Origin of the sequence: Ralstonia pickettii (genome assembly GCF_000607165.1) — a bacterium.
GTDB classification, from domain to species: Bacteria; Pseudomonadota; Gammaproteobacteria; order Burkholderiales; family Burkholderiaceae; genus Ralstonia; species Ralstonia holmesii.
Window position 1 is genome coordinate 325,062 of sequence record NZ_JFZG01000008.1, and the last position, 24,375, is coordinate 349,436.

The window sequence follows — 24,375 nt, forward strand, 5'->3', positions numbered from 1 at the left end:
CTTTCTTCGCTCGCCCTCATGCCCTTACTTGATTCTTCGCGCGAGCGCCGGTTGCTCTGGCTGCTCGCGCTCACGCAGTTCACCGTCATCATGGATTTCATGGTGATGATGCCGCTTGGTCCGCAGATCATGCATACGTTTGGCATCGGTCCGGCGGCGTTCGCCACGGCGGTGTCGGTGTATTCGCTGTGCTCGGGTGCTTCCGGCCTGCTGGCCGCCACCTATGTCGACCGCTTTGACCGGCGCCGCCTGCTGCTGACCGTCTACGGCCTCTTCACGCTGGCCAACCTGGCCTGCGCGCTGTCGGGCAGCTACGGCATGCTGCTGTTTGCCCGCGCCTTTGCGGGCGTCACGGGCGGCGTGCTCGGGTCGATCATCATGGCCGTGCTGTCAGACGTGGTGCCACCCGCACGGCGCGGCGCCGCCACTGGTGTGGTGATGTCGTCGTTTGCGCTGGCGGCCATGGCGGGCGTGCCCGTGGGCATTGCCATTGGCGCGCACTTCGGCTGGTCGGCGCCGTTCTTCCTGCTGACAGCGCTCACGGTGCTGATCTGGCTGGGCGCACGGCAGACCATTCCGCCGCTGGCCGAACATCTGGCAGGCAAGCGCAGCCAGACGCTGGGCGAGATCCTTTCCGGCCTGTGGCAATTGCTCACCAACCCGCGCCACCTGCGCGCCTTTGTGCTGACTTTCGTGATGATGGGCTCGCACATGATGGTGATTCCGTTCATCTCGCCGGTGCTGGTGGCCAACCACGGGGTGTCGCCAGAAAACCTGTCATGGCTGTATGTGGCCGGCGGCGCGGCGTCGTTCTTCAGCTCGCGCGCCGTGGGCAAGCTGGCCGACCGTTACGGCCGCCGCCGCGTGTTCGTGGGCGCCGCACTGCTGGCGTTCATCCCGGTGCTGGTGATGACGCATCTGCCCGACTGGCCCTTCATCGGCATGCTGCTGTTCTTCCCGTTCTTCATGGTGATCCTCTCCAGCCGTATGGTGCCGATGCAAGCGCTGATGACGACGGTGCCCGCCCCGCAGGTGCGCGGTGCGTTTCTGTCGGCCAACAGCGCTGTGATGTCGGTGGGTACCGGCGTAGGTGCGTGGCTGGGCGGGCTTCTGCTGTCCAGTGGCGCGGGTGGACGCATCGAAGGCTATGGCCTCAACGGCTGGCTGGCCGTGGTGGCGGGGTTGTTCTGCGTGTTCTGGGTGAGCCAGGTGAAGGGATCCGATACGCACGGCGACCCGTCGCTGGGTGCCTCTCCGGCATCCGCCGGAGCGTCCGGTCCGCAAACGGCGCCGCAAGCGCCGCGAGCCGAAAAGGCCTGAGGAGTTATTCGGCTTCCAGCACCATCTTCAGCTTCACCAGGTCACGCTGCACCCATTCGGCATCGGCGTTGAATTGTGCGTCGTCCATGTTCGGTTGCTGAAACAGCGTGAGCGAGACGGTAGTGCCCGCGCCGTTGCGCACCACGCGCAGCGGCACGTAGACGATCGATCCGTCCGGCAGGCGGACCCAGTGATCGGCAATGCCAAATTCATTGGGCGGGCTGAAGCGGATGAACACGCTGCCTTCGTCGCTGTTGGGTGCGGCCTTGGCAATCCACTCGTCGGGTGCCGCGCCCGAACCCTGTGTGCCGGGCGCAAGCCCTTCCGACAGGCCTGTCGCCCAGATCGGGAAGTTCAGCGGCTCGGCCAGGAACGTGGCCACATCATCGAAGTGACGCTCGACATTCACGCTTAGGGTGCGGACGTTGTGCAGCATGTGGCCTCCGTGGGCGGTGCGCGCCGTGCGAGGCAGTATATGCGGCGCTCAGGCGGGCAGCTTGCGAAAGCTGATGGCCAGGCGGTTCCACGTGTTGATGGTGCTGACCAGCAGCGTGAGATCGACCAGCTCGGCATCGGAGAACTGCGCCCGCACGGACTGCCAGACGTCATCCGGCACGCGCGTTTGTGCGACGAGGGTGACGGCTTCCGTCCACGCCAGCGCGGCGCGCTCGCGGTCGGTAAAGAACGGCGTTTCATGCCAGACGGACACGGTAGCCAGGCGGCGGTTGTCTTCACCGCCCTTGCGGGCATCGGCGGTGTGCAGGTCGACGCAATAGGCGCAGCCGTTGATTTGCGAGGCGCGCAGACGCACGAGTTCAGTCAGCGGTTTTTCCAGCGTGCTTTTGGTCAGCGCTTTTTCGAGGCCCATGACCGCCTGGATAGCGGCGGGATTGCTTTGATAGAAGTCGAGGCGGGGTTCCATGAGATGGCTCCTGTGCTTGAGAACTGGAGCCAGTCTAGGCGCCGCAGTGGCACCTTGAAATTGCCAATCCCAGCGAATATCAGGTAGCCAATGTGGCCAGCACTTCCGCCAGCTTGCCGAGGCCCGCGTCGATCTCCGCAACGTTCACATGGCCGTAGCCGATCAGCAACCCGGGCTGCGGCGGCCGCGCCACATGCATCCTGGCTGTGCCGTATAGCCCGACGCCCACGCTCTCCGCCAACTTGACCAGCTCGGCCTCCGCCAACGGCGTTTGCAACTGCGCTGCCATGTGAATGCCCGCCGCCGACGGCACGGGCGCCAGCCACGGTGCCAGCGGGCCACGCAGATGCTGCAGCAGCGCATTGCGGCGTGCCGCGTACTCCTTGTGCATGCGGCGCAGGTACTTGCCGAAATCGCCGTCGAGCATGAACTTGGCCAGCGCCGCCTGCATGAGCGATTCACTGTGCCAGTCGGCCACCTGCTTGGCGTGCCGCAGCGGCGCCACCAACGAAGCGGGTGGCACCACGTAGCCGATGCGCAGCTCCGGAAAGATCGTTTTGGAGAACGTGCCCACGTAAGCCACGCAACCGGCGGCGTCCAGACTCTTGAGCGATTCCATGGGGCGGCCGTCGAAGCGGAATTCACTGTCGTAATCGTCTTCGATGACCAGCGCGTCATGGCGCTGCGCCCAATCGAGCAGTTGCGCTCGGCGCGCCAAGCTCATCGGCATGCCCAACGGAAACTGGTGCGACGGCGTTACGTAGACGAGCTTCGCGTGCTTCGGCAGCGCATCGACGACCAGGCCGTCAGCGTCTACCGGCACCGGCACGACCTTGGCACCCAGCGCCTGCAGCGCAATGCGTGCGGGCGGGTAACCGGGGTCTTCGATCGCCACCGTATCGCCGGGGCGCACGAGCACACGGGCGATCAGGTCGATGGCCTGCTGCGCGCCCTGCGTGACGACAATATCGCCCCACGCACACACCACCGCGCGGCTGAATGCGAGATAGCGCGAAATGGCCAGGCGCAGCGCCTGGTCGCCCGCCGGGTCGTGATAGCCGCCGCGCCCGCGGGCCTGCTGGCGCAGCGCATGCGCAACACAACGCCGCCACACGTCGAACGGGAACAGGCGCTTCTCCGTCACGCCGCCCACAAAGTCGTAGACGAGGTTCGCGCGCGGGAGGGGCAGCACCGCAGGCATGTTGTTCCAGGGCGTGTCGAAGGTGCGTACGGCCGGCGTGGGCGACGCAAGTTGCGCCGCAGGCGAAGCGGCCGGCGTGCGGGTGCGCAACCCTTCGGTGGCTTCGGCCACGAAGGTGCCAGAGCCGGCGCGCGGCTGCAGATAGCCCTCGGCGATGAGGCGTTCGAATACGTCGAGCGTGGTCTTGCGCGACACACCAATCTGCAGCGCAAGGTCGCGCGTGGAGGGCAGACGCTCACCCGGCACGAGCCGGCCATCGAGGATGGCAGTGCGGAGTTGTCGATAGAGCTGGCCGGCAAGGTCGTGCCGGCCATGGATCGTCAAATGGACATCCATCGTGGGCGCAGTGTGCTAAGGGGCTGCGCCATTCTACGGAAGCCGCCGGAGGCGGGAAGGGCAGGGGTGAAGCTCAGCCTTCCCGGCCGTCAGCGCGCGGCGCCATCAGCCACGGCGTGTAGCGCCACAGGTACGCCACGAACGCCGCCACCCACAGCACACTCGCCCCGCCGATCCACACTTCGCGCGGCAAGAAGGCGGGCCCCGCCACGCGCACGACTGCAGCCAGCGCGACGGCTGCGTAGGCGAAATTCTCTGCCCGGCCCGTGCGCAGCATCCGGCCGGTGTGGCCCAGCGCGGTGCGCGTGATCATGGCGATGATGGCACCTCCGATTGCCCCCGCCGTGAGCGCATGCAGCGCGGTGGAACGATCGCCCCAACCGAGCGCTGCGGCGGCCAACATGGCAAAGCCGATGGGCAGAAAGGCATACGCCACATGCAAGATGGAGACGATGGGCGTGCGCAGCGTGCGGCGCGTGTCCCAGCCGGCCCAGCGGACGGCCTGCACGACTGCCGCCGCCGCAAACACGATGGCCGGAACAATGCCTTGAAGCGGCGTCGCCAGCATGACAACGGCCAGCGCCGTCGCCGGCACGATGGCGCGCTCGGCCCACACCACGCGGCGCACGTGTGCACCAGGAACGGCGTTGGACGTGAACATCGGGATGACGCGCCCGCCAATGACCGTGACGAACAGGCAGACCAGCCCGGCGGCCGCATCGAGGCAGCGCAATGCGGCCAGCGGCGCCTCCAGTGCCAGCGCCGCATGGAACGCGGCGTTGATGGCACCGAGCACCAGCAACGCGATCGCCAAGCCGTAGTTGCGTGCGCTTTTTGCGCGCCGCAGGACGCGAAGGAACGCCACGCCGCACGCCGGCAGGAACGCCACATCCGCCGCCACGGCCAGCGGCACGGGACCCGTCCACATCAGCACACGCGCCGCCAGCCACAGCGCAGCCAGCGCAGCGAGTTGCGCGCCTTGTGGCGTCTGCAGGCCCGTCCAGTTCTTGCCCGCGGTGAAGAGGAAACCCACCACCACCGCTGCCGCAAAGCCGAACACCATCTCGTGGGCATGCCAGAACAGCGGCGCCATGGTGGCCGGACCCTGCGCCGACGGCAGCACCCCCAGCAGCAACGCTGCCCACAACGCCATGCCCAGCGCGGCAAACGCGGCTGCGAGCAGGTAGAACGGCCGGAAGCCGAGCGCGAAGACCGCTCGCCCCGTGTAAGGCACGCGGCTTGCCGGGTCGGGCTTGCCGATGGTGAGCAACGGGGCTTGGCGGGGCATGGTGATTTCCGTGGTTCAGGTCAGAGGATGTCGTCCAGCAGATCGGGGCCGAACACTTCGCGGTGGATGCGCTCCGACGGCACGCCGCTGGCGAGCAGCGCCGCGCGCTGCGCCTGCATGAACGGCAGCGGGCCGCAGAGATAGAAGTCCGCTTCCGTGCCGTTGTCGCGCACGAACGTGTCGACCGTCATGCGGCCGGGCTGGGCCGGGCGCTGTGCGAACTCCGCGTCTTCGCCGGACTCCAGGAACACGTGCGCTTCAAACGCCGGCAGCGCTTGTGCGGCACGCTCCAGATCATCGGCATGGGCGACATGCGAGGCCGCACGACCGGCGTGGCTGAAGACGATCTTGCGCGCGCTGTTCTGCTGCGCGAGCGTGTTGAGCGCCGAGATCATGGGTGTGATGCCAACACCGGCCGACATCAGCACGATCGGGTTGTCGGTTGCCAGTTGCGGCACGAAGTCGCCGTAGGGTTGGCTGACCAGCAGGACATCGCCCTCGCGCGCATTGGCGTGCAGCCAGCTCGACACGGTGCCCGCCGGGCGATCGGCATCACCCGCATCGCGCTTGACCGAAATACGCCACGTGCGGCCATTCGGCGCATCCGACAGGCTGTACTGGCGCTGCTGCAGCGCGCCCGGCGCCAGCTCCACTTGCACCGAGATGTATTGACCCGGCAGGAAATCGGCCAGCGGCGCATCACCCACGGCTTCGAGCGTGAGCGAGACCACGTCTTCGGCCTGCTGACGGCGCTCGACAATGCGCACCGGCTGACGATGGTCGGGGCCGCTGCCGGTGTGCTGGTACAGGCGTGCTTCAGCCGCAATCAGCTCGGCCGCGAGCAGCCAATAGGCCTCGTCCCAGGCGGCAAGCAGGTCGGGCGTGGCGGCATCGCCCAGCACTTCGGCAATCGCACCCAGCAGGTGGCGCGCGACGATGGGGTAGTGGCTCGGCTTGATGCCCACAGCGGCATGCTTGTGCACGATGCGGTTGACCACGGGCGCCAGCGCCGCGTTGTTGCCATGGTTGGCGGCGTACGCAAACACTGCCGACGCCAGCGACTGCTGCTGCGACCCATTGGCCTGGTTGCCCATGTTGAACACGTTGGTCAGCTCGGGGTGGCTGGCGAACATGTTGCGATAGAAGGTCTGGGTGATGGTCAAGCCGTGCTCGCGCAGCACAGGAACGCTGGCATCGATATAGGGCTTGGACTTGTCGGACAGCATGCTGGACTCCAAATATGCGTGAAATATGCAACAAATAAGACGGGGGGCGCCGTCACGCTTTGTTCTGGATGGCCTGGTGCTCAGGCAACCGCTTGCATTGGATTCTATTAAACATATATTTGTTATGCAACAAATTGACCTGCGGCAAACCGGCGCACCTTGGAGGCAACTTCCCGATAAGATGTGCCTCTCATGAATGTTTTTATCTGCGGCAAACCCGCACGCCCGCCATGCGACTGACCGACTACACCGACTACGCCCTGCGCACGCTGATCTACGTGGCCGTGCACCCGGACGAACTCGTCACGATCCAGCGCATTGCGGATGCCTTCGACATTCCCAAGAACCACCTCATCAAGATCGTCCAGCAGCTTGGCCAGGACGGCTTCCTGCACACCGTGCGCGGGCGCGCGGGCGGCATCACGCTCGGCCGCCCAGCGGCCGAAATCAACCTTGGCGATGTAGTGCGCGCCACCGAGCCCGACTTCCGCATGGTCGAGTGCTTCCATGGCGACGACAACCACTGCGTCATCACGCGCGTGTGCGGCTTGCGGGGCGTGCTGCACGCGGCGTTGCGGGCGTACTTTGAGGTCCTCAATGGCTACACGCTGGAGGATCTGGTCGACAAGCCGAACGCGGTCAGCCGGGCGTTGGGAGAGGCGCCGCTACCGATGCCGCGTGCGACCAAGCGCAAGGTGGGCTGATCGGCGCGCACCGGAACGCTCTTCCGGTGGCTACCGGGCGCATCTTCAATGCCTTGACCTTGGCGTCCTTCCAGTCCGTCGTCCGTTCGAACTTCGGGCACCACCGGAGCGGCGGCTGATGGGCTGGAGAAACTGTAGTCGTGCAGATCCACCCACCGCGCTGCACTGGCGCAACTCGACGCGCTGTTTGCCTCGCTGCAGCACCGTCCGTTTGCAGGACTGCTCTGACGCACCGCGCCCACTCCGGCGCAAGTTGACAACGTTTGACAACAACCGTGCCTGACGCCGCCTAGATTGTCTGCTCCGCAAACAATCGGCACCCAGGCTTCACGCCGCCCGCACACGCGCGGCGGCGCCGTGCCCGACACGCTGTCGGCCCGCAGCCCAGGTGCCCGCCATCTGGGGCAGGCAATGAGCGACAAACGTGTCGACACCAAACATGCACGAACATTTGAGAGTATCCGGCAACTGAACGAGGACGATTCCGAGTTCTGGTTTGCGCGGGACTTGGCGCCGGTGCTGGAATACCAAGCTTGGCGCAACTTTGTGCAAGTCATTGAAAAGGCCAAGCTGGCCTGCGAGCGCTCCGGCCAGGCCACCGACCACCATTTTGTCGAGTTCGACAAAATGGTCGAGCTCGGCTCCGGTGCCGCCCGTCGGGTGACGGACTACCGGCTCACCCGATACGCCTGCTACCTCATCGTTCAGAACGGCGACCCATCCAAGCCGGTCATCGCCAACGGGCAGACGTACTTTGCCGTGCTGACACGCCGGCAGGAACTGGCGGATGAGGGGCGTCTAGGCCAGCTATCCGAAGACGCCCGCCGCCTCATGCTGCGCGGCGAGTTGACCGAGCACAACAAAGCGCTCACGAGTGCCGCCAAGAAGGCTGGCGTGGAGTCCGGGCTGGACTACGCCATCTTCCAGGACCACGGCTACAAAGGCCTCTACGGCGGTCTGGGCGCCAAAGACATCCACACGACGAAAAGCCTGAAGAAGAGCCAGAAGATCCTGGACCACATGGGCAGCACGGAACTGGCCGCCAACCTGTTCCGCGCCACGCAGACGGAAGACAAGCTGCGGCGCGACAACGTGCGTGGCAAGCGCCAGGCCAATGAGACGCATCGAGAGGTAGGCGCCAAGGTGCGCCAGACCATTGCCGAGATCGGCGGCACCATGCCCGAGAAACTGCCTACGCCAGCCAAGAGCATCAAGCAGATCGAGAAAGAACTTCGGCAGCTGAAGAGTGACGCCGAGCCCTCTGAGCCGGAAAATACTTGAATGCCGGCTGCTGTGGCACGGCCTGATTCCCGCGGCCAGCCAGGCACTTCGCTCGCGCTCTGGCTACGCCTCTGGCCAGAGCTATGGCAAGTGCTGGCGACGCACCCAACCGCGCCACCAGACCTGTTTTGCGTTTTGGCACGCAATCTTGCGAGCGCAATGTCTAACGGGTCTGCAGGGGCAGCGCAGGCGGCTCTAGTCAACGATCCGCATGCCCGCCGCACGTTGTTCGCCATATCACAGCAGGCAGCATTGCCGACGAAGCGGCGCTGCCGGCGTTCGCGCATGAGGCGCACGACGCCACCATGGCTGACGTAGCCCGCGCGCCGCTTCTACCTAGCGTGTCTCTTCCGCGCTCACCGCATCACCGCGCAGGCATGTTCGCTGCTGCAAAACGGTTGTTGGCCGCGCCATTTCCGGTGAGGGCCTAATCAACCGACCAGCGGAGGTGTCATGAAACCAACTCGCGACAAGAGCAAGCACGCGTCGAACTCGAAATCGACGTCCCAGAGCCAGCGCAGCAGTGCATCCAGCAACGAGCGTGGCGGACACGCCAGCCACGGCAGCGCCGGCAAATCGTCTGAACGTGCGGGTGCCAAGTCGCACGAGCGCGGCACACAGGGCGGCAGCGGGCGTGAACACGCAACGCATTCGCCGATCGGCATTCAGAAGGCCCTGAAGGGCGCGTCCTACCGGCGAAGAAGCAGGAGCTGGTGAAGGCCGCGCAGGCCAACGGCGCAGACGACAGCACGCTCAGGACGCTCAGGACGCTGCGCGATATGCCCGGCGACGAGTACGACACGCCGGCCGCCGTTTCCAAGGCCATCGGCCACGAAATGTGATGCGCACCCGCGCAGGAGGACGATTCATGAACCGATCGACACAGCATATTGGCGCGCGCCGTGTTGCCGCGTCGGCTGTTGGGGCGCGCTGGGCTGTGGCGGGGCGCTTGGTATAGCGCAGGCAGCGGCGGGCAAGTCCGACAGATGGCGGAGCAGTTAAAACCCGCCGTGAAATAATTCCTCGCTACGTCCGCCAAGGCCTTGCCCTGACGCCGGGACAAATCGCGATGCACGCGGCCCCCTTTTGGGGCCGTTTTCTTTGCGCGCTGTTTGCGTGTCCAACCGCTTCGTTTTGGGCCACGCCGCTTCCTGTTTTCATGCCGCTTCGTCACTAAATTTTCATGGTTTCCCGCCAAGATTCGGCCGCGCAAACGTTTTAGTCGTGCAAGAGCCGCCCACACGCATGGGTGGTCGGAAGCGTTTGCCCGACCTCATCGAATCGACAGGAAACCACAATGCTTTCGACCAAGAAAACGCTGCTCGCGATTGCGGTGCCGGCGTGCATGACCCTCGGCCTGTACGCGTGCGGCGGCAGCGACGACCCCGCGCCCACGAGCACTGCAGGCACCTCGCCGGCACCGACGACGCCCACCACGCCGACACAGCCCGCCAAGCCGCAGGGTATGTGGACGATGGGCGACCTGCACGTGCACACGGCGGAGTCCGTCGATGCCGTCACGCCGCTGTCCACGGTGCTCGACCACGCGTTCGACCTCAACGGCTTGGACTGGATGGCCGTATCGAACCACTTGCGCCCGTCGCCGCGCGATGCCACGGGCGCCGCGCTTGCGGGCGGCTCCATTGCCGCGTCCGCCGGGATCGCCAAGTACGAGATGCCCGCCATTGCGCAGGCGCAGGCGGCAGGCAAGTACGCCGGCAAGCTGATCTTCTCGGCTGCCGAGTGGGACATGCCCACGCACGACCACCTGAACGTCGGCATCTTTGATGGCTCCGACAAGCTGCAGACGTCGGCCAAGGGCCTGAACAAGTTCGAATACTTCTTCACGCAGCAGTCCGCGTCGCTGTTCGACCCGAACGATGTGACCGCGTGGCAGCAGGAAGGCCCGCGCGCCGGCACCACGCACGCCGATGTGGTCAATGCCTTCAAGTGGCTCAAGACGAATTACCCGAACTCGAGCTACGGCCTGATCAACCATCCGTCGCGCAACCCGGGCAAGTACACGGTGGCGGACTTCCGCGAGTTCAACGACACCGCACCCGACATCATGTTCGGCATCGAAGGCATGGTCGGCAACCAGATGGAACCCGACCGCGGCGGCTATACCAGCGCCTACACCGACGCCAACCTGAAAAATCGCACCTACGGCGGCGTCGATTACGTGGTCGCGCAAGTCGGCGGCATCTGGGATGCGCTGCTCGGCGAGGGCCGCCGCGTCTGGAACTTTGCCGATTCCGACCACCACTTTGAAGTGGACGCCACGCAGCAGTTCAGCAGCGGCTATTACCCCGGCGAATACGCCAAGACCTACATCTGGCTGCCGGGCACCAGCACCGACCTGAAGACGCTGCTGACGGCCATGCGCTCGGGCAAATCGTTCGCCGTGTTTGGCGACCTCATCAACGCGCTGGACTTCAGTGCGGGCACCACGACCACGTCAACCGACATGGGCGGCACGCTCACGGCCAAGGCCGGTGATAAGGTGACGATCACCATCCGCTTCAAGAGCCCCGACCATAACAACTACGAGTACCCGCTGGGCAGCGGCTTCAAGGTCAACATGCGTCCGGTGGTGGATCACGTTGATCTGATTGCGGGCGACGTGACGGGCAAGGCTGCATCGGGCACGCCAGCCTATGCGAAAGACACCAATGACTCCACCAAAGTCATCGCCACGTTCACGAAGGCAGACTGGAAGGTCGACGCCGACGGCTACAACAGCATCACGTACACCTACACAGCGGCCAAGAACCAGTACTTCCGCCTGCGCGGCACCAACCTCGGCATGAACGTGTCGGGCGAAACCAGTAACGGCAACCCGCTGCCGGATCAGAAGACTGTGGTGACGGAAAACGCCGCGCGCTTCAACGCCATCAACGATCGCAACTACAACGATCTGTGGTTCTACTCGAACCCGGTGTTTGTGTCGGTGCAATAAGCGCTGAAGCAGTAAGGCAGCGGCGGTGACTTACGCGGCGGCAGGCGCACTCGTGCGCCGCAGCCAAACCGTCACCGCCAGCCCGGCGCCACCCGGCCCGGGCGCCAGCGCAATCTGGCCGCCCATGCGATCCACGATCTGACGCACGATCGCCAGACCCAGGCCGCTGCCCTGGGTCTGCGTGCCTTCCAGACGCGTGAAGCGCTCGAACACGCGTGTGTACGCCTCGGGCGGAATGCCGGGGCCGTCGTCGGTCACGGACAGGATGGCCCAACCGTAGTCCGCCGACACCTGCACCGTCACGTGGCCGCCTTCCTGCGTGTAACGCACGGCGTTGTCGACCAGGTTGAACAGCAGGGCAGCGATCAGCGTGCGATTGCCTGACGTCCACACGGGCAGCTCGGCAGGCTCGATGCCCAGATCGATCCGGCGGCCATCGGCCAGCAGCGCAAGGTCTTCGAGCACGGTGCGCGCCACTTGCGAGAGGTCGACCACCTCGCTCGTCGCGGCCGATGCTTCGGCCTGAGACAGCAGCAGCAAGTCGTTGATGAGATCCGCCAGGTTGCGCGTGCTTGTTCGCGCGGCCTTCAGGACTTCGTGCAGCGCGGCATCTGCGTTGGTTTGCGCTGCCACCTGCATCTGCGTATCGAGAATCGCGAGCGGCGTGCGCATCTGGTGCGCAGCGTCGGCAATGAAGCGCTTCTGCGTGATCGCGTTGTCGGCAATGCGCTGCAGGTATTGGTTGAACGCGCCCGCAATCGGCTGCAGCTCGTGCTGCAAGCCATCGGGGTCGAGCGGTGCAAGATCGGTAGGCGCGCGCGCCGACACATTGCCGGCCAATCGCAAGATCGGCCGCAGTTCGAGCGTCAGGCCGATGAGGATCATTGCCAGTGCCAGCCCCACCAGCGCGAGCTGGCGCACGGTGCCGGGCCACCACAACTGGCGGACCATCGCGTCACGACCGTTCATGGTTTGCGCGACGCGCGTGACGACGCGCTCGGTACGGCCCGCGTCGTACATGGTGCGCACCACGGCGGCCACATGCACGGGCTGGCCTTCCACGGTATCGGTGTAGGTGCCGGCGTCGGCCAGGCCGGCCGCGTCAAACGCCGGGCGCGTGCCAAAGTCGAGCCGTCCGGCCAGCAGGCGCCCGTGCTCGGTGCTGACCTGGTATGCCACCTGATCGCGCACCGGGGTTTCCGGCGCGGCGAATACGGCCAGCGCAGCCGGCGGCACCGACACACGCAGGCGGCCTTCGTCCCATTCGATCTGGCCGCTGATCATCTGTGCGGCCGTGTCGAGCGCATGGAAGTGCACGAGATCGGCGTTGTGACGTGCGGCGGCCAGATCAAGCCAGCCATCGGCCGCCACGTAGACGACCAGCGGCAATGCCAGCCACAACACCAGCCGCGCACGCAGGCTGCGCGCCCGCGTTGGGGCGGACTGCGCTGGTGCTTGATCAGGACTGCGCGGCGGAGGCATCGCGCAGCAGGTAACCGAGGCCGCGCAGCGTGACGATGGTGGCGGCGGAATGCTCCAGCTTCTTGCGCAGGCGGTGGATGTAGATCTCGATGGCCTCGGGGCTGGCTTCGTCATCCATCCCGAACACGCCGTTCACCAGCGCCGGTTTGGACACCGTGCGCCCCAGCTTGAGCATCAGGATTTCCAGCACGGTGTGCTCGCGCGCGGGCAGCACCAGAGGCTGGCCGGCCAGGTTGAAGGTGCGGCTGCCGGTGTGGTACGTCAGGTCGCCGCATTGCAGTTCGACGGACTGATCGGGAGCGCTGCGCCGCACCAGCACCTGGATGCGCGCAATCAGCTCGCGAATCTCGAACGGCTTGACGAGGTAGTCGTCGGCGCCGGCACCCAGGCAGGCAACCTTGTCGTCGATCCCGCCGCTGGCCGTGAGGATCAGCACCGGCACCGGGTTGCGCCGGCCACGCAAACGTTGCAATACACCTTGCCCCGACAAGGTGGGCAATTGCAGATCAAGCAGCACCACATCGTAGTGTTGCGTAAGCAACAGCGTGTCGGCGGATTCGCCATCGGTGGCGTGATCCACGGTGAAATGGGCGCGGCGCAGGGCCTCAGAGAGCCAGTGCGCCAGCGGGGCGTTGTCTTCGATCAGGAGCAGCTTCATGCGAAAACAGCGCGTCCGAAAAATGAAAGCGATTTGTGGGTTGCCGCTTCCTAGAATGGTGGCGGCTGCCTACGCGCGCCGGAGGCATCACTCACCAGATCCGGACCGCGCGATACTGATATCTACAAAAGAGCCGGAGACAACTCAATGGGTGTTTTTACCTGCAGGACCGCCCGCGCACGCGGCGTCCGGCGCTGGGTCACGCCGTGGCTCGCTGCCTTTCTGGCCGTGGCAACTTCGCATGCCCTTGCACAAGACCCGGCGCGCCTGACGCTCATGGTCAGCGGCACCGCCAAGATGATCTACCTGCCCGCTACGTTAGCGCAGCGCCTGGGCTATTTCCATGACGAAGGGCTCGACGTGGAACTGCTCTCGCAGCCCGCCGGCGTCGATGCGGAAAGCGAACTGCTCACCGGCTTTGCCCAAGGCGTGGTCGGCTTTTATGACCACACCATCGACCTGCAGGCCAAGGGCAAGGAAGTGCGCGCCATTGTCGTATTCAGTCAGGTGCCGGGCGAGGCGGAAGTCGTGTCGACACGGTTGCCGGCGACGGTGCAGTCCATGCGTGACCTGCGCGGCCGCACGCTGGGCGTGACGGGGCTGGGCGCATCCACCAGCTTTCTCACGCGTTACCTGATGACGCAGCAGGGGCTGTCGGCCGGCGACTACACCATGCTGCCAGTCGGCGCCGAACGCAGCTTCGTCACCGCGCTGCGCAGCGGCCGCATCGATGCCGGCATGACCACCGACCCGACGGTCTCGCGCCTCGTGCACAGCGGCGAAGCACGCGTGCTGCTCGACTTGCGCACGCTGGAGAGCACGCGTGCCGCGCTGGGCGGTTCGTATCCGGCCGCGTGTCTGTACTTGCAGACCGAATGGCTGGAAGCGCATCCGGACGTCGCCGCCAAACTGGCCCGCGCATTCGTGCGCACCCTGCGTTACATGCACACGCACGGTGCTGAAGACATTGCCGGACGCATGCCGCCTGAATTCCGGCGGGATCATCCCGAGCTGTACACAAAAGCGCTTGCCGCCGCGTTGCCCACCTTCAGCACCGACGGACGCATGCCGGACGACGGCCCACCCACCGTCCTGCGCGTCCTCGCCGCCAGCAATGCCAACGCGCGCGACAAGCACATCGACCTCTCGCGCACCTACACCAACAAGTTTGTCGATCAGGTGCGCGAGCGCCGCTAGCTCAAACCAAACACTCGCTTAGAAGCGCGTGCGCATACCGACGCCAAACTCCGTCTGGCTGTTGTGGCCGTTGGTGCCGCCCACGATGTACTGATCCTTGAGCTTCATGTAGTCCGCCGCCACGTAGAACTCCGTGCGCTTTGACACGTGGTAGAACACCGAGCCGTACAGCGTGTTCTTGCGACCGCTGCCTGCTGCGGTGGCACCCACCACGCTGGCATACGCATTGAGCGTGTTGCCATCTGCGTTGAAGGCGGCGTTGTCGGCCTTCATGATCTGGTAGCCGATTTCATAGTCGAACGCGCCTTGCGGAGCGATCTTCAGCGACAGCGTGTAGGCGTCATCCTTGCGGTTGCCCAGCGCGGCCGGCTGCTCGCCGGTGTAGTGGAAGTAGCCCGCATTGACACGGAACATGCCCAGAATCACGTTGCCGCCCACCGAGTACGAACGGTCCATGAAGCCGCCCACCTTGGCCTGTTGCGCGAAGCCTGCCAGATGGAAGTTGTCGCCGTTGTAGCCCAGTGCGAGCGACTCGGTGGTGCCTTGCGTGAACTGGCCCGGCACTTCGCCAAACTGATAGCCCAGTGCCGTCAGGAAGCGGCCGCCCCACATCTTCTTCCACACCACGCCGTTGTTCATGCGCGTGCCCGTGGCGCTGCCTGCGTAGAAAATCAGCTGCTTGAAGTTGTTGGTGTTGGTGTAGCCACCTTCTTCCAAACCGACTTTCTCACTGGTGTACGGGTCGCCGTAGATGGCAGAGATATCGCGCGCAATCGCGTTCTGGCGGCCGAAGGTCAGCTTGCCCAGCGATTCGCTCGACAGGCCCACCCAAGCGTCGCGATTGAACAGCACGCCCGGAGTGTCCATGTTGCCGGTCGGCGTTTCGTATTCCGATTCCAGTTTGAAGATGGCCGACGTGCCGCCGCCCAGGTCTTCCTTGCCGGTCAGGCCCCAGCGGCTGCCCGAGAACCAGGGAATCTGGAAGCCGGTGGTGCGCGCGCCTGAAGCGTTGGTGTTGTTGACGGTGCTGATGGTGGTGTCGATCAGGCCGTAGAGCGTCACGTTCGACTGGGCATGAGCGGCGCCGGTGGCCAGCGTGGCCGCGGCGGCTGCAGTTGCCGCAAGGGCAAACTTGATGCGGGACATTGAAGTCTCCTTCCTTTGTGGGTGATGGTGTCCGGTCGTGATGCCGGCTTCGGGAAACGCGCAACGGCAGTGGGTCAGACCGCCCGATGCAATCGCTGGGCGAGCGTAGAAGGGGGCACCTTTCTGGAGCCTTTCGCGTCGGCGTGCGCGCAACGCTAGGGTCTACCCGCATTGGGACGTGCGCAGAGGCGGGCGTTGTTGCGTCGGCCAATGCAACGCATTGCAGCCCGGGCAATCGGGCTCGCGGTAGAGTGTCGAGTCACCTCATCTCAACTCCGCCAGACTCCTCCCATGCATCCGTCCCAAATGACCGGCCTGCAATTGCTGCAGGCCATGTCGCACGGCGATCTGCCACGCGCATCCATCAGCGAGACCATCCCAATGACGATGGACCTCATCGAAGCGGGCACCGTGCACTTCGGTGCCCAGGCCGACAAACGCCACCTCAATCCGCTGGGCGGCGTGCATGGCGGCTTTGCGGCGACGGTGCTCGACTCCGTGACGGGCTGCGCCGTGCATTCGATGCTCGAAGCCGGCGTCGGCTACGGCACGGTCGACTTGAACGTGAAGATGGTGAAGGCAGTGCCGGTGGATACGCCACTGGTGGCGGTAGGACGCGTGCTGCATGTCTCGCGCACGATCGGCGTGTCGGAGGGCACGCTCAAAACGCAGGACGGCACATTGCTGGCGCACGCCACGGCAACGTGTGTCATCCGCCGTCCGTAACCCCGATTCACCTGGAGCACTTGATGTCTGAACCGCTGCAAACCCTGTCTGCCTTGTCTGCGAAAACCACCGCGCTGGTGTTGATCGACCTGCAACGCGGCATCCTGCCGTTTGCCCAGGGGCCGCACTCGGCCGAGCAGGTATTGGGCGCGTCCGCCAAGCTCGCCAAGCGCTTTCGCGAGCTGGGTGCGCCCGTGGTGCTGGTGCGCGTGGGGTGGGCGCCGGATTACGCTGATGCGCCGCGCCAGCCCGTCGACCGCCCCGCGCCCACACAGCCGGGCGGCCTGCCGCCGCAATGGTGGGAACAACCCGCCGAGCTGGAAGTGGCGCCTACCGACATCCAGATCACCAAGCGCCAGTGGGGCGCGTTCTACGGCACCGAACTCGATCTGCAACTGCGCCGTCGGGGCATCACCACCATCGTGCTGGGCGGCATCTCGACACATGTGGGAGTGGAATCGACCGCCCGTGCCGCGTGGGAGCACGGCTACGCGCTGGTGCTGGCCGAAGATGCAATGAGTTCGAACGATGCGGCCATGCATCGATCGTCGGTGGAGAACGTGTTTCCGCGACTGGGCCGCGTGCGCGATACCGGCACCATCCTCGCGGCGCTGGCGGCCTGAACGTTCAGGCGCCGTCTTCGACCGGCACGTATAGCACCATGCGCAGGCGCGGGTCTTCCATCACCGGCAGGCCGATGTAGTCGTAGCGGACGACCTTACCGGCGGGCGTGCGGATCAGCTTGTGTTCCGCGCGCTGGGCGCGCACCTCGTGCTGCCGCCACCAGGTATCGAACTCGCGGCTGCTCGTGCGCAGCCGGTCGACCAACGCCACGAGCACCGGGTCATCTGCGTGCGGGTCGTACACCGCGCGAAACTTCGCCAGCATGCGTCGCGCCTCGTTCTCCCACTCGACAAAACGCTCGCGCGCATTGGTGTACAAAAACATGTACACCAGCGAGTTGCGGTCTTCCGGCGGCATCGTGCCGAAATCCATGAAGAGCTGCGAGGTCGCCTCGTTCCAGCACAGCAGCTCGGTGCGGTAGCTGCGCACGTGGGCGGGCAAGACCATGCCGGCGACGGCCCGGCGCAAGACATCGGGCACCGCTTCGGCCGCTGAACGCCCGGGGGTCCCAACTCCGGGCCCCGTGAAAACCGATTCGGCACGCGCCAGGCCACGCATGTGCGCGCGCTCATCCGAAGACAGCTTCAGTGCGCGCCCGATCGCCTCGATCGTCGCCACGGAAGGCCGCACGTCGCGCCCCTGCTCGATACGCACATACCAATCGATGCTGATGTTGGCCAACTGCGCGACTTCTTCCCGGCGCAGGCCGGCGGTGCGGCGGCGCCCGCTGCCCTCGGGCAGTCCCACGTCCTGCGGACGCAGGTGGCTGCGGCGGCTGCGCAGGAACTCGCCCAGCTCGTTGCGGGGCGCGGCAGGGAAGGAGGCAAGGTCGGCGGTGAAATCGTCCATGAGGGGCATTACACACGACAGCGCGTGAAGGTGGGAGGGACAGCTCAATCCTAGGTTAATCCTAGCTCTGCATCGAATCGGCTCGCGCACCTACGCTGCGTTCATCCCTCTTTCCGGAGCCGATCGTGACTCACATTTCTTCTGCTTCCTCAGTATCGGAACCTCGCCGCTGGCTCGCCTTCGGTGTGATGGTGACGGCGCAATTCATGTTCATCGTCGACGCGTTCATCGCCAATGTGGCGATCCCGAGCATCCGCACGAGCCTGCACGCCACGCCCGCGCAACTGGAGGCGGTGCTGGCGGTGTACCAGCTTGGCTACGCGATTCTGCTCATCACTGGTGGCCGTCTGGGTGATCTGTTCGGGCGCCGACGCGTGTTCCTGCTGGGCCTCGTCGCCTTTACCGCCACCTCGGCCGGTTGCGGGCTGGCGGGCAGTGCGGCAGCGCTCATTGCATGGCGTTTCGCGCAGGGCCTGTCGGCCGCGATGATGGTGCCGCAGGTGCTGGCGAGCGTGCAGGCGCTCTTTGCCGGCACCGAGCGTGACCGCGCGCTGTCGATCTTCGGCCTGGTGATGGGCACCGGCGGCGCGGCCGGGTTGTTGTTGGGCGGCGCACTCACCAGCGCGGACATCGCCGGGCTGGGCTGGCGCGCGGCCTTCCTGATCAACGTGCCGGTCGGTTTGATTGCCGCGCTGCTGGGCTGGCGCTGGATTCCGCACCCGAGTGCCAACGCAGCGAAGGTGCATCTCGATACAACTGGCGTGGTGTGGATGGCCGTGAGCGTGGCGGCCGTGCTGGTGCCGCTGCTGTTCGGCCGCGAACTGCACTGGCCGGTATGGACCCTTGTGCTGCTTGTCGTGGGCTTGCTCGGCATGGCCACGTTCCAGCAACTTGAAGCCCGGGTCGACCGCGCTGGCGGTACGCCGCTGCTGCCGCCCACCTTGCTGCAGCATCGCGCCTTCATGACGGGCCTGACGGCGTCGGCGCTGCACTACATCGGGATGATGGCGTTCTTCCTAGTGCTGACGTTGTATCTGCAAAACGGGCGGCAGCTTTCTGCGGTGCGCATGGGTGTCGCCATCCTGCCGCTGGCCATCACCTTTTTGATCACGTCGCGGGTGGCCAATCTGCTGGTGCGGCGCTATGGCGTTCGCGCGCTGCTGGCGGGCCTCGGCCTGATGGCGCTGGGCTTGCTGGCGCTGCTGTCGGGTTTCGGTACGGAGTGGGCGCACCCCGCCACGCCAAGCATGATGCGCATCGGCATTGCCGTGGCGCTGTACGGGGCAGGGCAGGGGCTGGTCGTCGTTCCGCTGATCGGCCTGGTGTTGACCGGCGTGGCGCGTACGCAAGCGGGGGCAGCAGCGGGGTTGCTGATTACCGCGCAGCAATTGGCAGGCGCGCTGGGCGTCGCTTGTATCGGCGGGCTGTATTTCACCTTTGCCGCTGCCGGCGGCGCCAACGGCATGGCGCACGGCACGATGGCGGGCTGCATCGCAATGCTGGCAGCGCTCGGTGCAGCGGCCGTCGGCTTTGCGCGGCTGGGTGCACAACAGCGCCAACTGGCCGCAGCCGGCGCGGCAAGCCCGGCCTGAGCCGCCCCGCCTCAATCCCACCATTCGATACTCGGGCGCGCGACACAAGCGCGCCCCTGTGCATTGATCGGCCCCAGCGGAGGTTCCAAACTCCCGCGCGATGCGCTTGGCATCGTTCGCCTCTTTCCCGCATGACCACTGTGTCCCACCTTCGTACCGCGGCTTCAGCCACGTCCGCTGCACCATCCCTGGCGCGCCGCATCGTCGCGGAGGGGCTCGGTACGGCCTTATTGATTGCAGTGGTGATCGGCACCGGCATCCACGCAACCCGGCTCTCCGGTGGCGATGCCACGTGGACGCTGCTGGCGCAATCGCTCGCTGGTGGCGCCGGTCTGCTGGCGCTGCTGACGGTGTTCGCGCCGGTGTCTGGAGCCCACCTGAACCCGGCGGTCACGCTGTCGACGTTGCTGCGGGGCGGCCTGCGTGGGCATGAAGCGCTGGCCTATCTGGCCGCACAGGCCGTGGGCGCCGCGCTGGGCGTGGCCGCCGTGCACGCCATGTTTGGCATGCCGGCATGGGCGCCGGGCACCCATGCCGCTACCGGCTCCGCGCTGTGGTGGAGCGAAGCTCTGGCAACGTTCGGGCTGATCGGCGTGGGCATCGCATGCGGGCGTCATGCGCCGAAGCAATTGCCGCTGGTGGTAGCCGCTTATATCGCGGCGGGCTATTGGTTCACGTCGTCGTCATCGCTGGCCAACCCGGCGTTGGCCTTTGCCTGCGCACTGACCGACGGCCCCTCCGGCATCCGCCCCGGCGATGTCCCAGGCTACATGCTGGCGCAGCTCGCCGGCGCGCTGCTGGCAACGCCGTTGTTCAGTTGGCTGATGGGCGTGGAAGCGCCGCCCGCGCAGGCATCCGGCACCGCCATCGCGTCGGCTCAAGCCGTGCCGATGCCCCGCCAGGCAAGCTGACGCTGGAGGCTCAGCGGAGCGCTGTCAGCCCGCTGGCGCGGGCGTACTGAAAGAGATCGATCTCGCGCGCCAGGCCAAGTTTGCGCAGCGCCACAGCCTTCTGCGTGCTGACGGTCTTCACGCTCGAACCGAGCATGAGCGCAATGTCCGACACAGCCGTGCCGGCGGCATACAGGCGCAGGACTTCTCGCTCGCGCGCACTCAGTCGCTCGGACACGTTCCGCTCATTGGAACCGAGGCCCGTCTCTTCCAGGACGCAGGGGCTGTCATACCGCACGCCGCGCGCGGCCGCCATGACGGCGTGCCCGACATGAACAAAGTCATCGTCCTTGCTGACGATGCCAGCCACACCAATCTGTCGCATGGCACGCAAGAGGGCTGGGTTGCGGACCATCGTGCAGACAACGATGGCGCGCTTCTGATGCTGATTGCGCAAGCGCGCCAGCAACTGCATGCCATCGAAGGCAGGCTCACCACCCAGGTTGTAATCGGTCACGATGACGTTGCAGTCGATTTGCGCAAGCACCTGCATCAGCTCGCGCCCGTCGTGTGCCTGTGCCACGACCTGCTGCTGTGGAAACTGCGCAATGGCTGCCGCCAGCCCCATCAGGATCACCGGATGATCGTCTGCCATCACGATCGAGTGGACAGCGCACATGTGCAAGCCGTCAGGTCAGGCGCGTCGCCGGGGATGACGCGTCCGGCGTGGCGAGCAGCAGGGTGAGAGAGATCGGAGCCGTCATGGGAGTCAGGAGCGCCGCTGAAAGGAGCCGGTACCTTACTCACCAGATATGCCGCGCGGGATCAGACTTTTCTTACTTTGGCTCTGCGTAACCTTTCGGGGCAGAAGCTGCTTCTATCTGGGTTGAGGAAAACTGAATGACGTTGAGGTCTTGCTGCTTACGCTGCCGCCTGCACGTGCGCAAGAAACGCGGTGACTGACAGCGGTGCCGCCCACAGATAGCCCTGCCCGGTCGCACAGCCCAGCGCGCGCAACGTCTGGCGCTGCGCTTCAGTTTCCACGCCCTCGGCAATGCACTCCAGATGCAGTGTGCGCGCCAGCTCGATCATCGTGCGGCAGATCACGCCACGCTGGCTGGTCTGGTCCACCGCAGCCGTAAACGAGCGATCGATCTTCAGAATGGTGAAGGGCAGATCGGCCAGCAGCTTGAGCGTGGCAATGCCCACACCAAAATCGTCGATGGCCAGCGGATGGCCCAGCAGGCGCAGGCGGTTGAGTGCGATGGTGAGCTGCGTGGCATCGTGCACGGGCGAATCCTCCGTCAACTCGATGGCGATGGCCGCCGGCGCAATACGCGCCTCGCGCACGATGGCTTCGATGCGGTCTACGGTGCCGGCCCGGCTCAGCGTCTGCGCAGACGCATTCACACCAATCGAAACGGGATACGCATGCGCGGCCAGCGCGTGCTGTACGCGCACACAATGCTCCAGCACATGGAAGAACAGGCCATCAGCCAGCCCGAGCGCCTCCAGGCGCGGCACGAACGCTGCGGGCGACACACGCCCGTGCACCGGATGCATCCAGCGGCAGAGCGCCTCGGCGCCGGCGATCTGGTTGGTGGCCAGATCGTGCTGGGGTTGGAATACGACCTCGATCTGTTCAGGCGTTTCTTGGATGAGCGCGGCCAGCTCGTCGTCGGAAAACTGCGGCAAGACAGCGGCTGCAGCCGGTGCCTCGTCCCGCTCCCGCGCGGCGGCTTGTTCGAGTAGCGGCAGCACGTGCGCCGGGCGCAACGGCTTCTGCACGCCGTGCGTGCGCGTCAACCCGATCGCATCGGCCAGGCTGATATGCGACTCGACAATCGGCGCATCCATCGCGCTGACCCACGCCCACACGGGCGCCTGTCGCGGAAAGACGCGACCGCCGCGCAAGTGCATCTGCTCCATCAGCTCTGGGCCGTTCATGCCGGGCATGTCGATGTCGCACAGCACGAGATCGACGTGACAGAGCTGGAGGAGGTAGAGCGCCTCGCGGCCGTCGCAGGCGGTCAGGATCTGCTGCACGCCCAGCGTATGGAGCAGTTGCCGGGCGGCGGCCCGTTGCACGGGGTGGTCGTCCACCACCAGCACGGCGAGTTGCGCGAAACCTTCCATCGGCCAGTCCTTGTTGTTGTCAGTATCGGCGCGAGGCGCATCCCGTTTGCGCTGTGTGACGGCACCGTCAGCCGCCATTGAAGCACCGGCCGGGGGCCTTGTCAGGTGGAGTTAGCGTGCGGCGCCGGAAAAAACAAAGCCCGCGCAGCTTTTCAACTGCGCGGGCCTTGAGAGATTCCCCCAACCTTTTGAGCTTCCGACGCCGGTGTCGACAGCGTCGGGATGGAAGAAATCGTGCCCGAAAAAAATGAAGCCCGCAACAGGGGCGGGCTCAAAAGGGGGGGAGTGCTCTCTAAAGAGAGAGCAAGGTGAAGTTTAGTGGAGGGGGTGAAGTCAGACTGTCCGGGGTTGGCCGAAAGGCTTGTAGGACAAAAACTGACGATATTTCGCGATGTTAGCTGCACAAAGCAGGCGGTTGCGCCCACATTCGCCGCGTTGACGTGATTCAAGCAGCGCTTTGGCTCCTTCCCGCCGACATGCATGTCGGTGTTCGAAGGGTGGCTCGAAGCGCACGCTTGAAAAATCTTCGCTCGTTGCTATCGGGCAACGCCACCAAGGAAAACACGCAGAAAAGTTGAGAATTCAGGGTAGCCGGAACCGGCCGAGATGCAAGGCGGCCGGAAGAAAAGCAAAAGCCGCGCGCCAAAGAAAAAAGCCCGAGCACCAAGTGCTCGGGCCACAATCCACCAAGGAGGGTGGAGGAGACAGTTCCTACTATAGCGAATCGTTTGTTGCGTTGCAATAACGTAGAACTACTTAATGTAACGAGAGGCTACAAGCGTTGCCGCAGCGCCACGTGTGACGAAAACGATTGCACCTGTCACACGATGACGCATCGCAGCAAAACAACGCGGCGCGCTAAAAACCTCCTCCGGCCCCAGGCTCGCGCGCTTCACTCTCAGGGCAATGCGCGAAAGTAACCGCTGACTTAGCACCCGCTGCTTAAAACGCGGGCAGGATCGCGCCCTTGAACTGCGTGTCGATGAACTTGCGCACGTCTTCCGATTGATAGGCGTGCACCAGCGTCTTCACCCACGGTTGGTTCTTGTCTTTTTCGCGCACGGCGATCAGGTTGGCGTACGGCCCCTGGCGATCTTCCAGTGCGATGGCGTCCTTGGCCGGCGTCAGGCCGTTCTTGACCGCGTAGTCGGTGTTGATCGAAGCGGCGTCCAGATCATCCAGCGAGCGCGGCAGTTGCGCCGAGTCCAGCTCGATCAGCTTGATCTTCTTCGGGTTCTCCACCACGTCACGCGGTGTCGCATTGTTGCCGTTCGTGCCGGCGCCCGCCTTGAGCTTGATCACGCCCGCCTTCTGCAGCAGAAGCAGCGCACGGTTGCCATTGGACGGATCGTTCTGAATACCGACCTTGGCACCTTCCTTGAGCTGCGCGAGCGACTTGATCTTCTTCGAGTAAAAGCCCATCGGCGCCACATAGGTCAGGCCTACGTTGACGATCTTGTAGCCGCGCGCCTTGATCTGGCTCTCGAGGAAGGGCTGGTGCTGGAAGCCGTTGGCGTCCAGGTCGCCCGAATCCAGCGCGGGGTTGGGCTGGGCGTAGTCGTTGAACTCGATGATCTTGACGTCCAGGCCATCCTTCTTGGCGACCTTCTGCACGACTTCCCAGATTTGCGCGTCGGGGCCGCTCATGGTGCCGAGCTTGATTTGCTTGGTGTCGGCGCTGGCGGCAGTGGCAACGGCAAAGGCGATGGCCGGTACGGCCACGCGCGCAAGGCGTGAGAACAGAGACATGGAGAAACCTCGTGGATCTTGTCGTGAATGAAATCGCCCGCGGGTAGCGGGCGGTGTGACGCAATCGTGTCACGCATACGCTCACGGCA

Annotated in this window: 23 protein-coding genes; 11 read left to right on the top strand and 12 right to left on the bottom strand. The window is 65.2% G+C overall.

What is annotated here, in order from left to right; all coding sequences use genetic code 11:
* Positions 1 to 18 precede the first annotated feature (18 nt).
* Positions 19 to 1,320, top strand: a complete 1,302-nt coding sequence (locus BG83_RS0112980) for an MFS transporter (RefSeq protein ID WP_024977135.1) — start codon at positions 19 to 21, stop codon at positions 1,318 to 1,320.
* 4 nt (positions 1,321 to 1,324) lie between these two features.
* On the opposite strand, the gene BG83_RS0112985 is transcribed toward BG83_RS0112980, so the two are convergent.
* The 5 genes from BG83_RS0112985 to BG83_RS0113005 form a co-directional block, all read right to left on the bottom strand.
* On the bottom strand, positions 1,325 to 1,756 hold the full coding sequence (locus tag BG83_RS0112985; protein WP_024977136.1) for a hypothetical protein: 432 nt from the start codon (positions 1,754 to 1,756) through the stop codon (positions 1,325 to 1,327).
* A 48-nt stretch (positions 1,757 to 1,804) separates the two neighbouring features.
* A complete protein-coding gene (locus tag BG83_RS0112990) occupies positions 1,805 to 2,242 on the bottom strand; it encodes a carboxymuconolactone decarboxylase family protein (RefSeq protein ID WP_024977137.1) in 438 nt (145 codons plus the stop codon).
* A gap of 79 nt (positions 2,243 to 2,321) precedes the next feature.
* The gene (locus BG83_RS0112995) at positions 2,322 to 3,779 is read right to left on the bottom strand and encodes a PLP-dependent aminotransferase family protein (RefSeq protein WP_024977138.1); all 1,458 of its coding nucleotides are present in this window, start codon (positions 3,777 to 3,779) and stop codon (positions 2,322 to 2,324) included.
* Between the two features lie 73 nt (positions 3,780 to 3,852).
* Positions 3,853 to 5,067: an NnrS family protein gene (locus tag BG83_RS0113000; protein WP_024977139.1), complete on the bottom strand. Its 1,215-nt coding sequence runs from the start codon at positions 5,065 to 5,067 to the stop codon at positions 3,853 to 3,855.
* A gap of 20 nt (positions 5,068 to 5,087) precedes the next feature.
* Positions 5,088 to 6,293, bottom strand: a complete 1,206-nt coding sequence (locus BG83_RS0113005; protein ID WP_024977140.1) for a globin domain-containing protein — start codon at positions 6,291 to 6,293, stop codon at positions 5,088 to 5,090.
* A gap of 230 nt (positions 6,294 to 6,523) precedes the next feature.
* On the opposite strand from BG83_RS0113005, the gene BG83_RS27780 reads away from it, so the two are divergent.
* The 5 genes from BG83_RS27780 to BG83_RS0113030 all read left to right on the top strand — a co-directional run bounded on the left by BG83_RS27780 (position 6,524) and on the right by BG83_RS0113030 (position 11,237).
* On the top strand, positions 6,524 to 6,997 hold the full coding sequence (locus BG83_RS27780) for an RrF2 family transcriptional regulator (RefSeq protein ID WP_037031847.1): 474 nt from the start codon (positions 6,524 to 6,526) through the stop codon (positions 6,995 to 6,997).
* Between the two features lie 411 nt (positions 6,998 to 7,408).
* Positions 7,409 to 8,278, top strand: a complete 870-nt coding sequence (dinD, locus tag BG83_RS0113015; protein WP_024977141.1) for a DNA damage-inducible protein D — start codon at positions 7,409 to 7,411, stop codon at positions 8,276 to 8,278.
* Positions 8,279 to 8,731: 453 nt separating this feature from the next.
* Complete coding sequence (locus tag BG83_RS30090; RefSeq protein ID WP_327204824.1) at positions 8,732 to 8,995, top strand: hypothetical protein; 264 nt, start codon at positions 8,732 to 8,734, stop codon at positions 8,993 to 8,995.
* Entirely contained in the window at positions 8,992 to 9,120 is a 129-nt protein-coding gene (locus BG83_RS29840; RefSeq protein ID WP_327204825.1) for a DUF2795 domain-containing protein, read from the top strand. Before BG83_RS30090 ends, BG83_RS29840 begins: the two co-directional genes overlap by 4 nt.
* A gap of 455 nt (positions 9,121 to 9,575) precedes the next feature.
* A complete protein-coding gene (locus tag BG83_RS0113030; protein WP_024977143.1) occupies positions 9,576 to 11,237 on the top strand; it encodes an S-layer protein in 1,662 nt (553 codons plus the stop codon).
* A 30-nt stretch (positions 11,238 to 11,267) separates the two neighbouring features.
* Here the strand turns inward: BG83_RS0113030 and BG83_RS0113035 are convergent, their stop codons facing one another.
* Both BG83_RS0113035 and BG83_RS0113040 read right to left on the bottom strand, forming a co-directional pair.
* Entirely contained in the window at positions 11,268 to 12,719 is a 1,452-nt protein-coding gene (locus BG83_RS0113035; protein ID WP_024977144.1) for a sensor histidine kinase, read from the bottom strand.
* On the bottom strand, positions 12,697 to 13,377 hold the full coding sequence (locus BG83_RS0113040; RefSeq protein ID WP_024977145.1) for a response regulator: 681 nt from the start codon (positions 13,375 to 13,377) through the stop codon (positions 12,697 to 12,699). The genes BG83_RS0113035 and BG83_RS0113040 overlap by 23 nt, the downstream gene beginning before the upstream one ends.
* 147 nt (positions 13,378 to 13,524) lie before the next feature.
* Here BG83_RS0113040 and BG83_RS0113045 point away from each other — a divergent pair, with 147 nt between their 5' ends.
* The gene (locus tag BG83_RS0113045; RefSeq protein ID WP_024977146.1) at positions 13,525 to 14,574 is read left to right on the top strand and encodes an ABC transporter substrate-binding protein; all 1,050 of its coding nucleotides are present in this window, start codon (positions 13,525 to 13,527) and stop codon (positions 14,572 to 14,574) included.
* Between the two features lie 18 nt (positions 14,575 to 14,592).
* Here the strand turns inward: BG83_RS0113045 and BG83_RS0113050 are convergent, their stop codons facing one another.
* Positions 14,593 to 15,720: a porin gene (locus BG83_RS0113050; protein ID WP_024977147.1), complete on the bottom strand. Its 1,128-nt coding sequence runs from the start codon at positions 15,718 to 15,720 to the stop codon at positions 14,593 to 14,595.
* A gap of 291 nt (positions 15,721 to 16,011) precedes the next feature.
* Here BG83_RS0113050 and BG83_RS0113055 point away from each other — a divergent pair, with 291 nt between their 5' ends.
* On the top strand, positions 16,012 to 16,446 hold the full coding sequence (locus BG83_RS0113055) for a PaaI family thioesterase (protein ID WP_024977148.1): 435 nt from the start codon (positions 16,012 to 16,014) through the stop codon (positions 16,444 to 16,446).
* 23 nt (positions 16,447 to 16,469) lie between these two features.
* The gene (locus tag BG83_RS0113060) at positions 16,470 to 17,069 is read left to right on the top strand and encodes a hydrolase (protein WP_024977149.1); all 600 of its coding nucleotides are present in this window, start codon (positions 16,470 to 16,472) and stop codon (positions 17,067 to 17,069) included.
* Positions 17,070 to 17,073: 4 nt separating this feature from the next.
* Here BG83_RS0113060 and BG83_RS0113065 read toward each other — a convergent pair whose 3' ends face one another.
* Complete coding sequence (locus BG83_RS0113065) at positions 17,074 to 17,919, bottom strand: helix-turn-helix transcriptional regulator (RefSeq protein ID WP_024977150.1); 846 nt, start codon at positions 17,917 to 17,919, stop codon at positions 17,074 to 17,076.
* 125 nt (positions 17,920 to 18,044) lie between these two features.
* Between BG83_RS0113065 and BG83_RS0113070 the strand changes: the two genes are divergently transcribed.
* Positions 18,045 to 19,511 carry an MFS transporter gene (locus BG83_RS0113070; RefSeq protein ID WP_024977151.1) on the top strand — a complete coding sequence of 489 codons (1,467 nt, stop codon included), beginning with the start codon at positions 18,045 to 18,047 and terminating at the stop codon, positions 19,509 to 19,511.
* Between the two features lie 131 nt (positions 19,512 to 19,642).
* Positions 19,643 to 20,422, top strand: coding sequence for an aquaporin (locus BG83_RS0113075; RefSeq protein ID WP_024977152.1), 780 nt, complete (start codon positions 19,643 to 19,645; stop codon positions 20,420 to 20,422).
* Between the two features lie 10 nt (positions 20,423 to 20,432).
* On the opposite strand, the gene BG83_RS0113080 is transcribed toward BG83_RS0113075, so the two are convergent.
* From BG83_RS0113080 to BG83_RS0113090, 3 genes are all read right to left on the bottom strand, one after another.
* Positions 20,433 to 21,080, bottom strand: a complete 648-nt coding sequence (locus BG83_RS0113080) for a response regulator transcription factor (protein ID WP_024977153.1) — start codon at positions 21,078 to 21,080, stop codon at positions 20,433 to 20,435.
* 242 nt (positions 21,081 to 21,322) lie between these two features.
* Positions 21,323 to 22,537 (bottom strand): EAL domain-containing protein, encoded by a 1,215-nt coding sequence (locus BG83_RS0113085; protein ID WP_024977154.1) that lies wholly within the window; start codon positions 22,535 to 22,537, stop codon positions 21,323 to 21,325.
* 942 nt (positions 22,538 to 23,479) lie between these two features.
* Complete coding sequence (locus tag BG83_RS0113090; RefSeq protein WP_024977155.1) at positions 23,480 to 24,286, bottom strand: MetQ/NlpA family ABC transporter substrate-binding protein; 807 nt, start codon at positions 24,284 to 24,286, stop codon at positions 23,480 to 23,482.
* Positions 24,287 to 24,375: the final 89 nt, after the last annotated feature.

Excerpts from the sequence above, each read along its gene's own strand:
- BG83_RS0112980 (WP_024977135.1), top strand. The coding sequence starts at position 19 with ATGCCCTTACTTGATTCTTCGCGCGAGCGCCGGTTGCTCTGGCTGCTC.
- BG83_RS0112985 (WP_024977136.1), bottom strand. The coding sequence starts at position 1,756 with ATGCTGCACAACGTCCGCACCCTAAGCGTGAATGTCGAGCGTCACTTC.
- BG83_RS0112990 (WP_024977137.1), bottom strand. The coding sequence starts at position 2,242 with ATGGAACCCCGCCTCGACTTCTATCAAAGCAATCCCGCCGCTATCCAG.
- BG83_RS0112995 (WP_024977138.1), bottom strand. The coding sequence starts at position 3,779 with ATGGATGTCCATTTGACGATCCATGGCCGGCACGACCTTGCCGGCCAG.
- BG83_RS0113000 (WP_024977139.1), bottom strand. The coding sequence starts at position 5,067 with ATGCCCCGCCAAGCCCCGTTGCTCACCATCGGCAAGCCCGACCCGGCA.
- BG83_RS0113005 (WP_024977140.1), bottom strand. The coding sequence starts at position 6,293 with ATGCTGTCCGACAAGTCCAAGCCCTATATCGATGCCAGCGTTCCTGTG.
- BG83_RS27780 (WP_037031847.1), top strand. The coding sequence starts at position 6,524 with ATGCGACTGACCGACTACACCGACTACGCCCTGCGCACGCTGATCTAC.
- dinD (WP_024977141.1), top strand. The coding sequence starts at position 7,409 with ATGAGCGACAAACGTGTCGACACCAAACATGCACGAACATTTGAGAGT.
- BG83_RS30090 (WP_327204824.1), top strand. The coding sequence starts at position 8,732 with ATGAAACCAACTCGCGACAAGAGCAAGCACGCGTCGAACTCGAAATCG.
- BG83_RS0113030 (WP_024977143.1), top strand. The coding sequence starts at position 9,576 with ATGCTTTCGACCAAGAAAACGCTGCTCGCGATTGCGGTGCCGGCGTGC.
- BG83_RS0113035 (WP_024977144.1), bottom strand. The coding sequence starts at position 12,719 with ATGCCTCCGCCGCGCAGTCCTGATCAAGCACCAGCGCAGTCCGCCCCA.
- BG83_RS0113040 (WP_024977145.1), bottom strand. The coding sequence starts at position 13,377 with ATGAAGCTGCTCCTGATCGAAGACAACGCCCCGCTGGCGCACTGGCTC.
- BG83_RS0113045 (WP_024977146.1), top strand. The coding sequence starts at position 13,525 with ATGGGTGTTTTTACCTGCAGGACCGCCCGCGCACGCGGCGTCCGGCGC.
- BG83_RS0113050 (WP_024977147.1), bottom strand. The coding sequence starts at position 15,720 with ATGTCCCGCATCAAGTTTGCCCTTGCGGCAACTGCAGCCGCCGCGGCC.
- BG83_RS0113055 (WP_024977148.1), top strand. The coding sequence starts at position 16,012 with ATGCATCCGTCCCAAATGACCGGCCTGCAATTGCTGCAGGCCATGTCG.
- BG83_RS0113060 (WP_024977149.1), top strand. The coding sequence starts at position 16,470 with ATGTCTGAACCGCTGCAAACCCTGTCTGCCTTGTCTGCGAAAACCACC.
- BG83_RS0113065 (WP_024977150.1), bottom strand. The coding sequence starts at position 17,919 with ATGGACGATTTCACCGCCGACCTTGCCTCCTTCCCTGCCGCGCCCCGC.
- BG83_RS0113075 (WP_024977152.1), top strand. The coding sequence starts at position 19,643 with ATGACCACTGTGTCCCACCTTCGTACCGCGGCTTCAGCCACGTCCGCT.
- BG83_RS0113080 (WP_024977153.1), bottom strand. The coding sequence starts at position 21,080 with ATGTGCGCTGTCCACTCGATCGTGATGGCAGACGATCATCCGGTGATC.
- BG83_RS0113085 (WP_024977154.1), bottom strand. The coding sequence starts at position 22,537 with ATGGAAGGTTTCGCGCAACTCGCCGTGCTGGTGGTGGACGACCACCCC.
- BG83_RS0113090 (WP_024977155.1), bottom strand. The coding sequence starts at position 24,286 with ATGTCTCTGTTCTCACGCCTTGCGCGCGTGGCCGTACCGGCCATCGCC.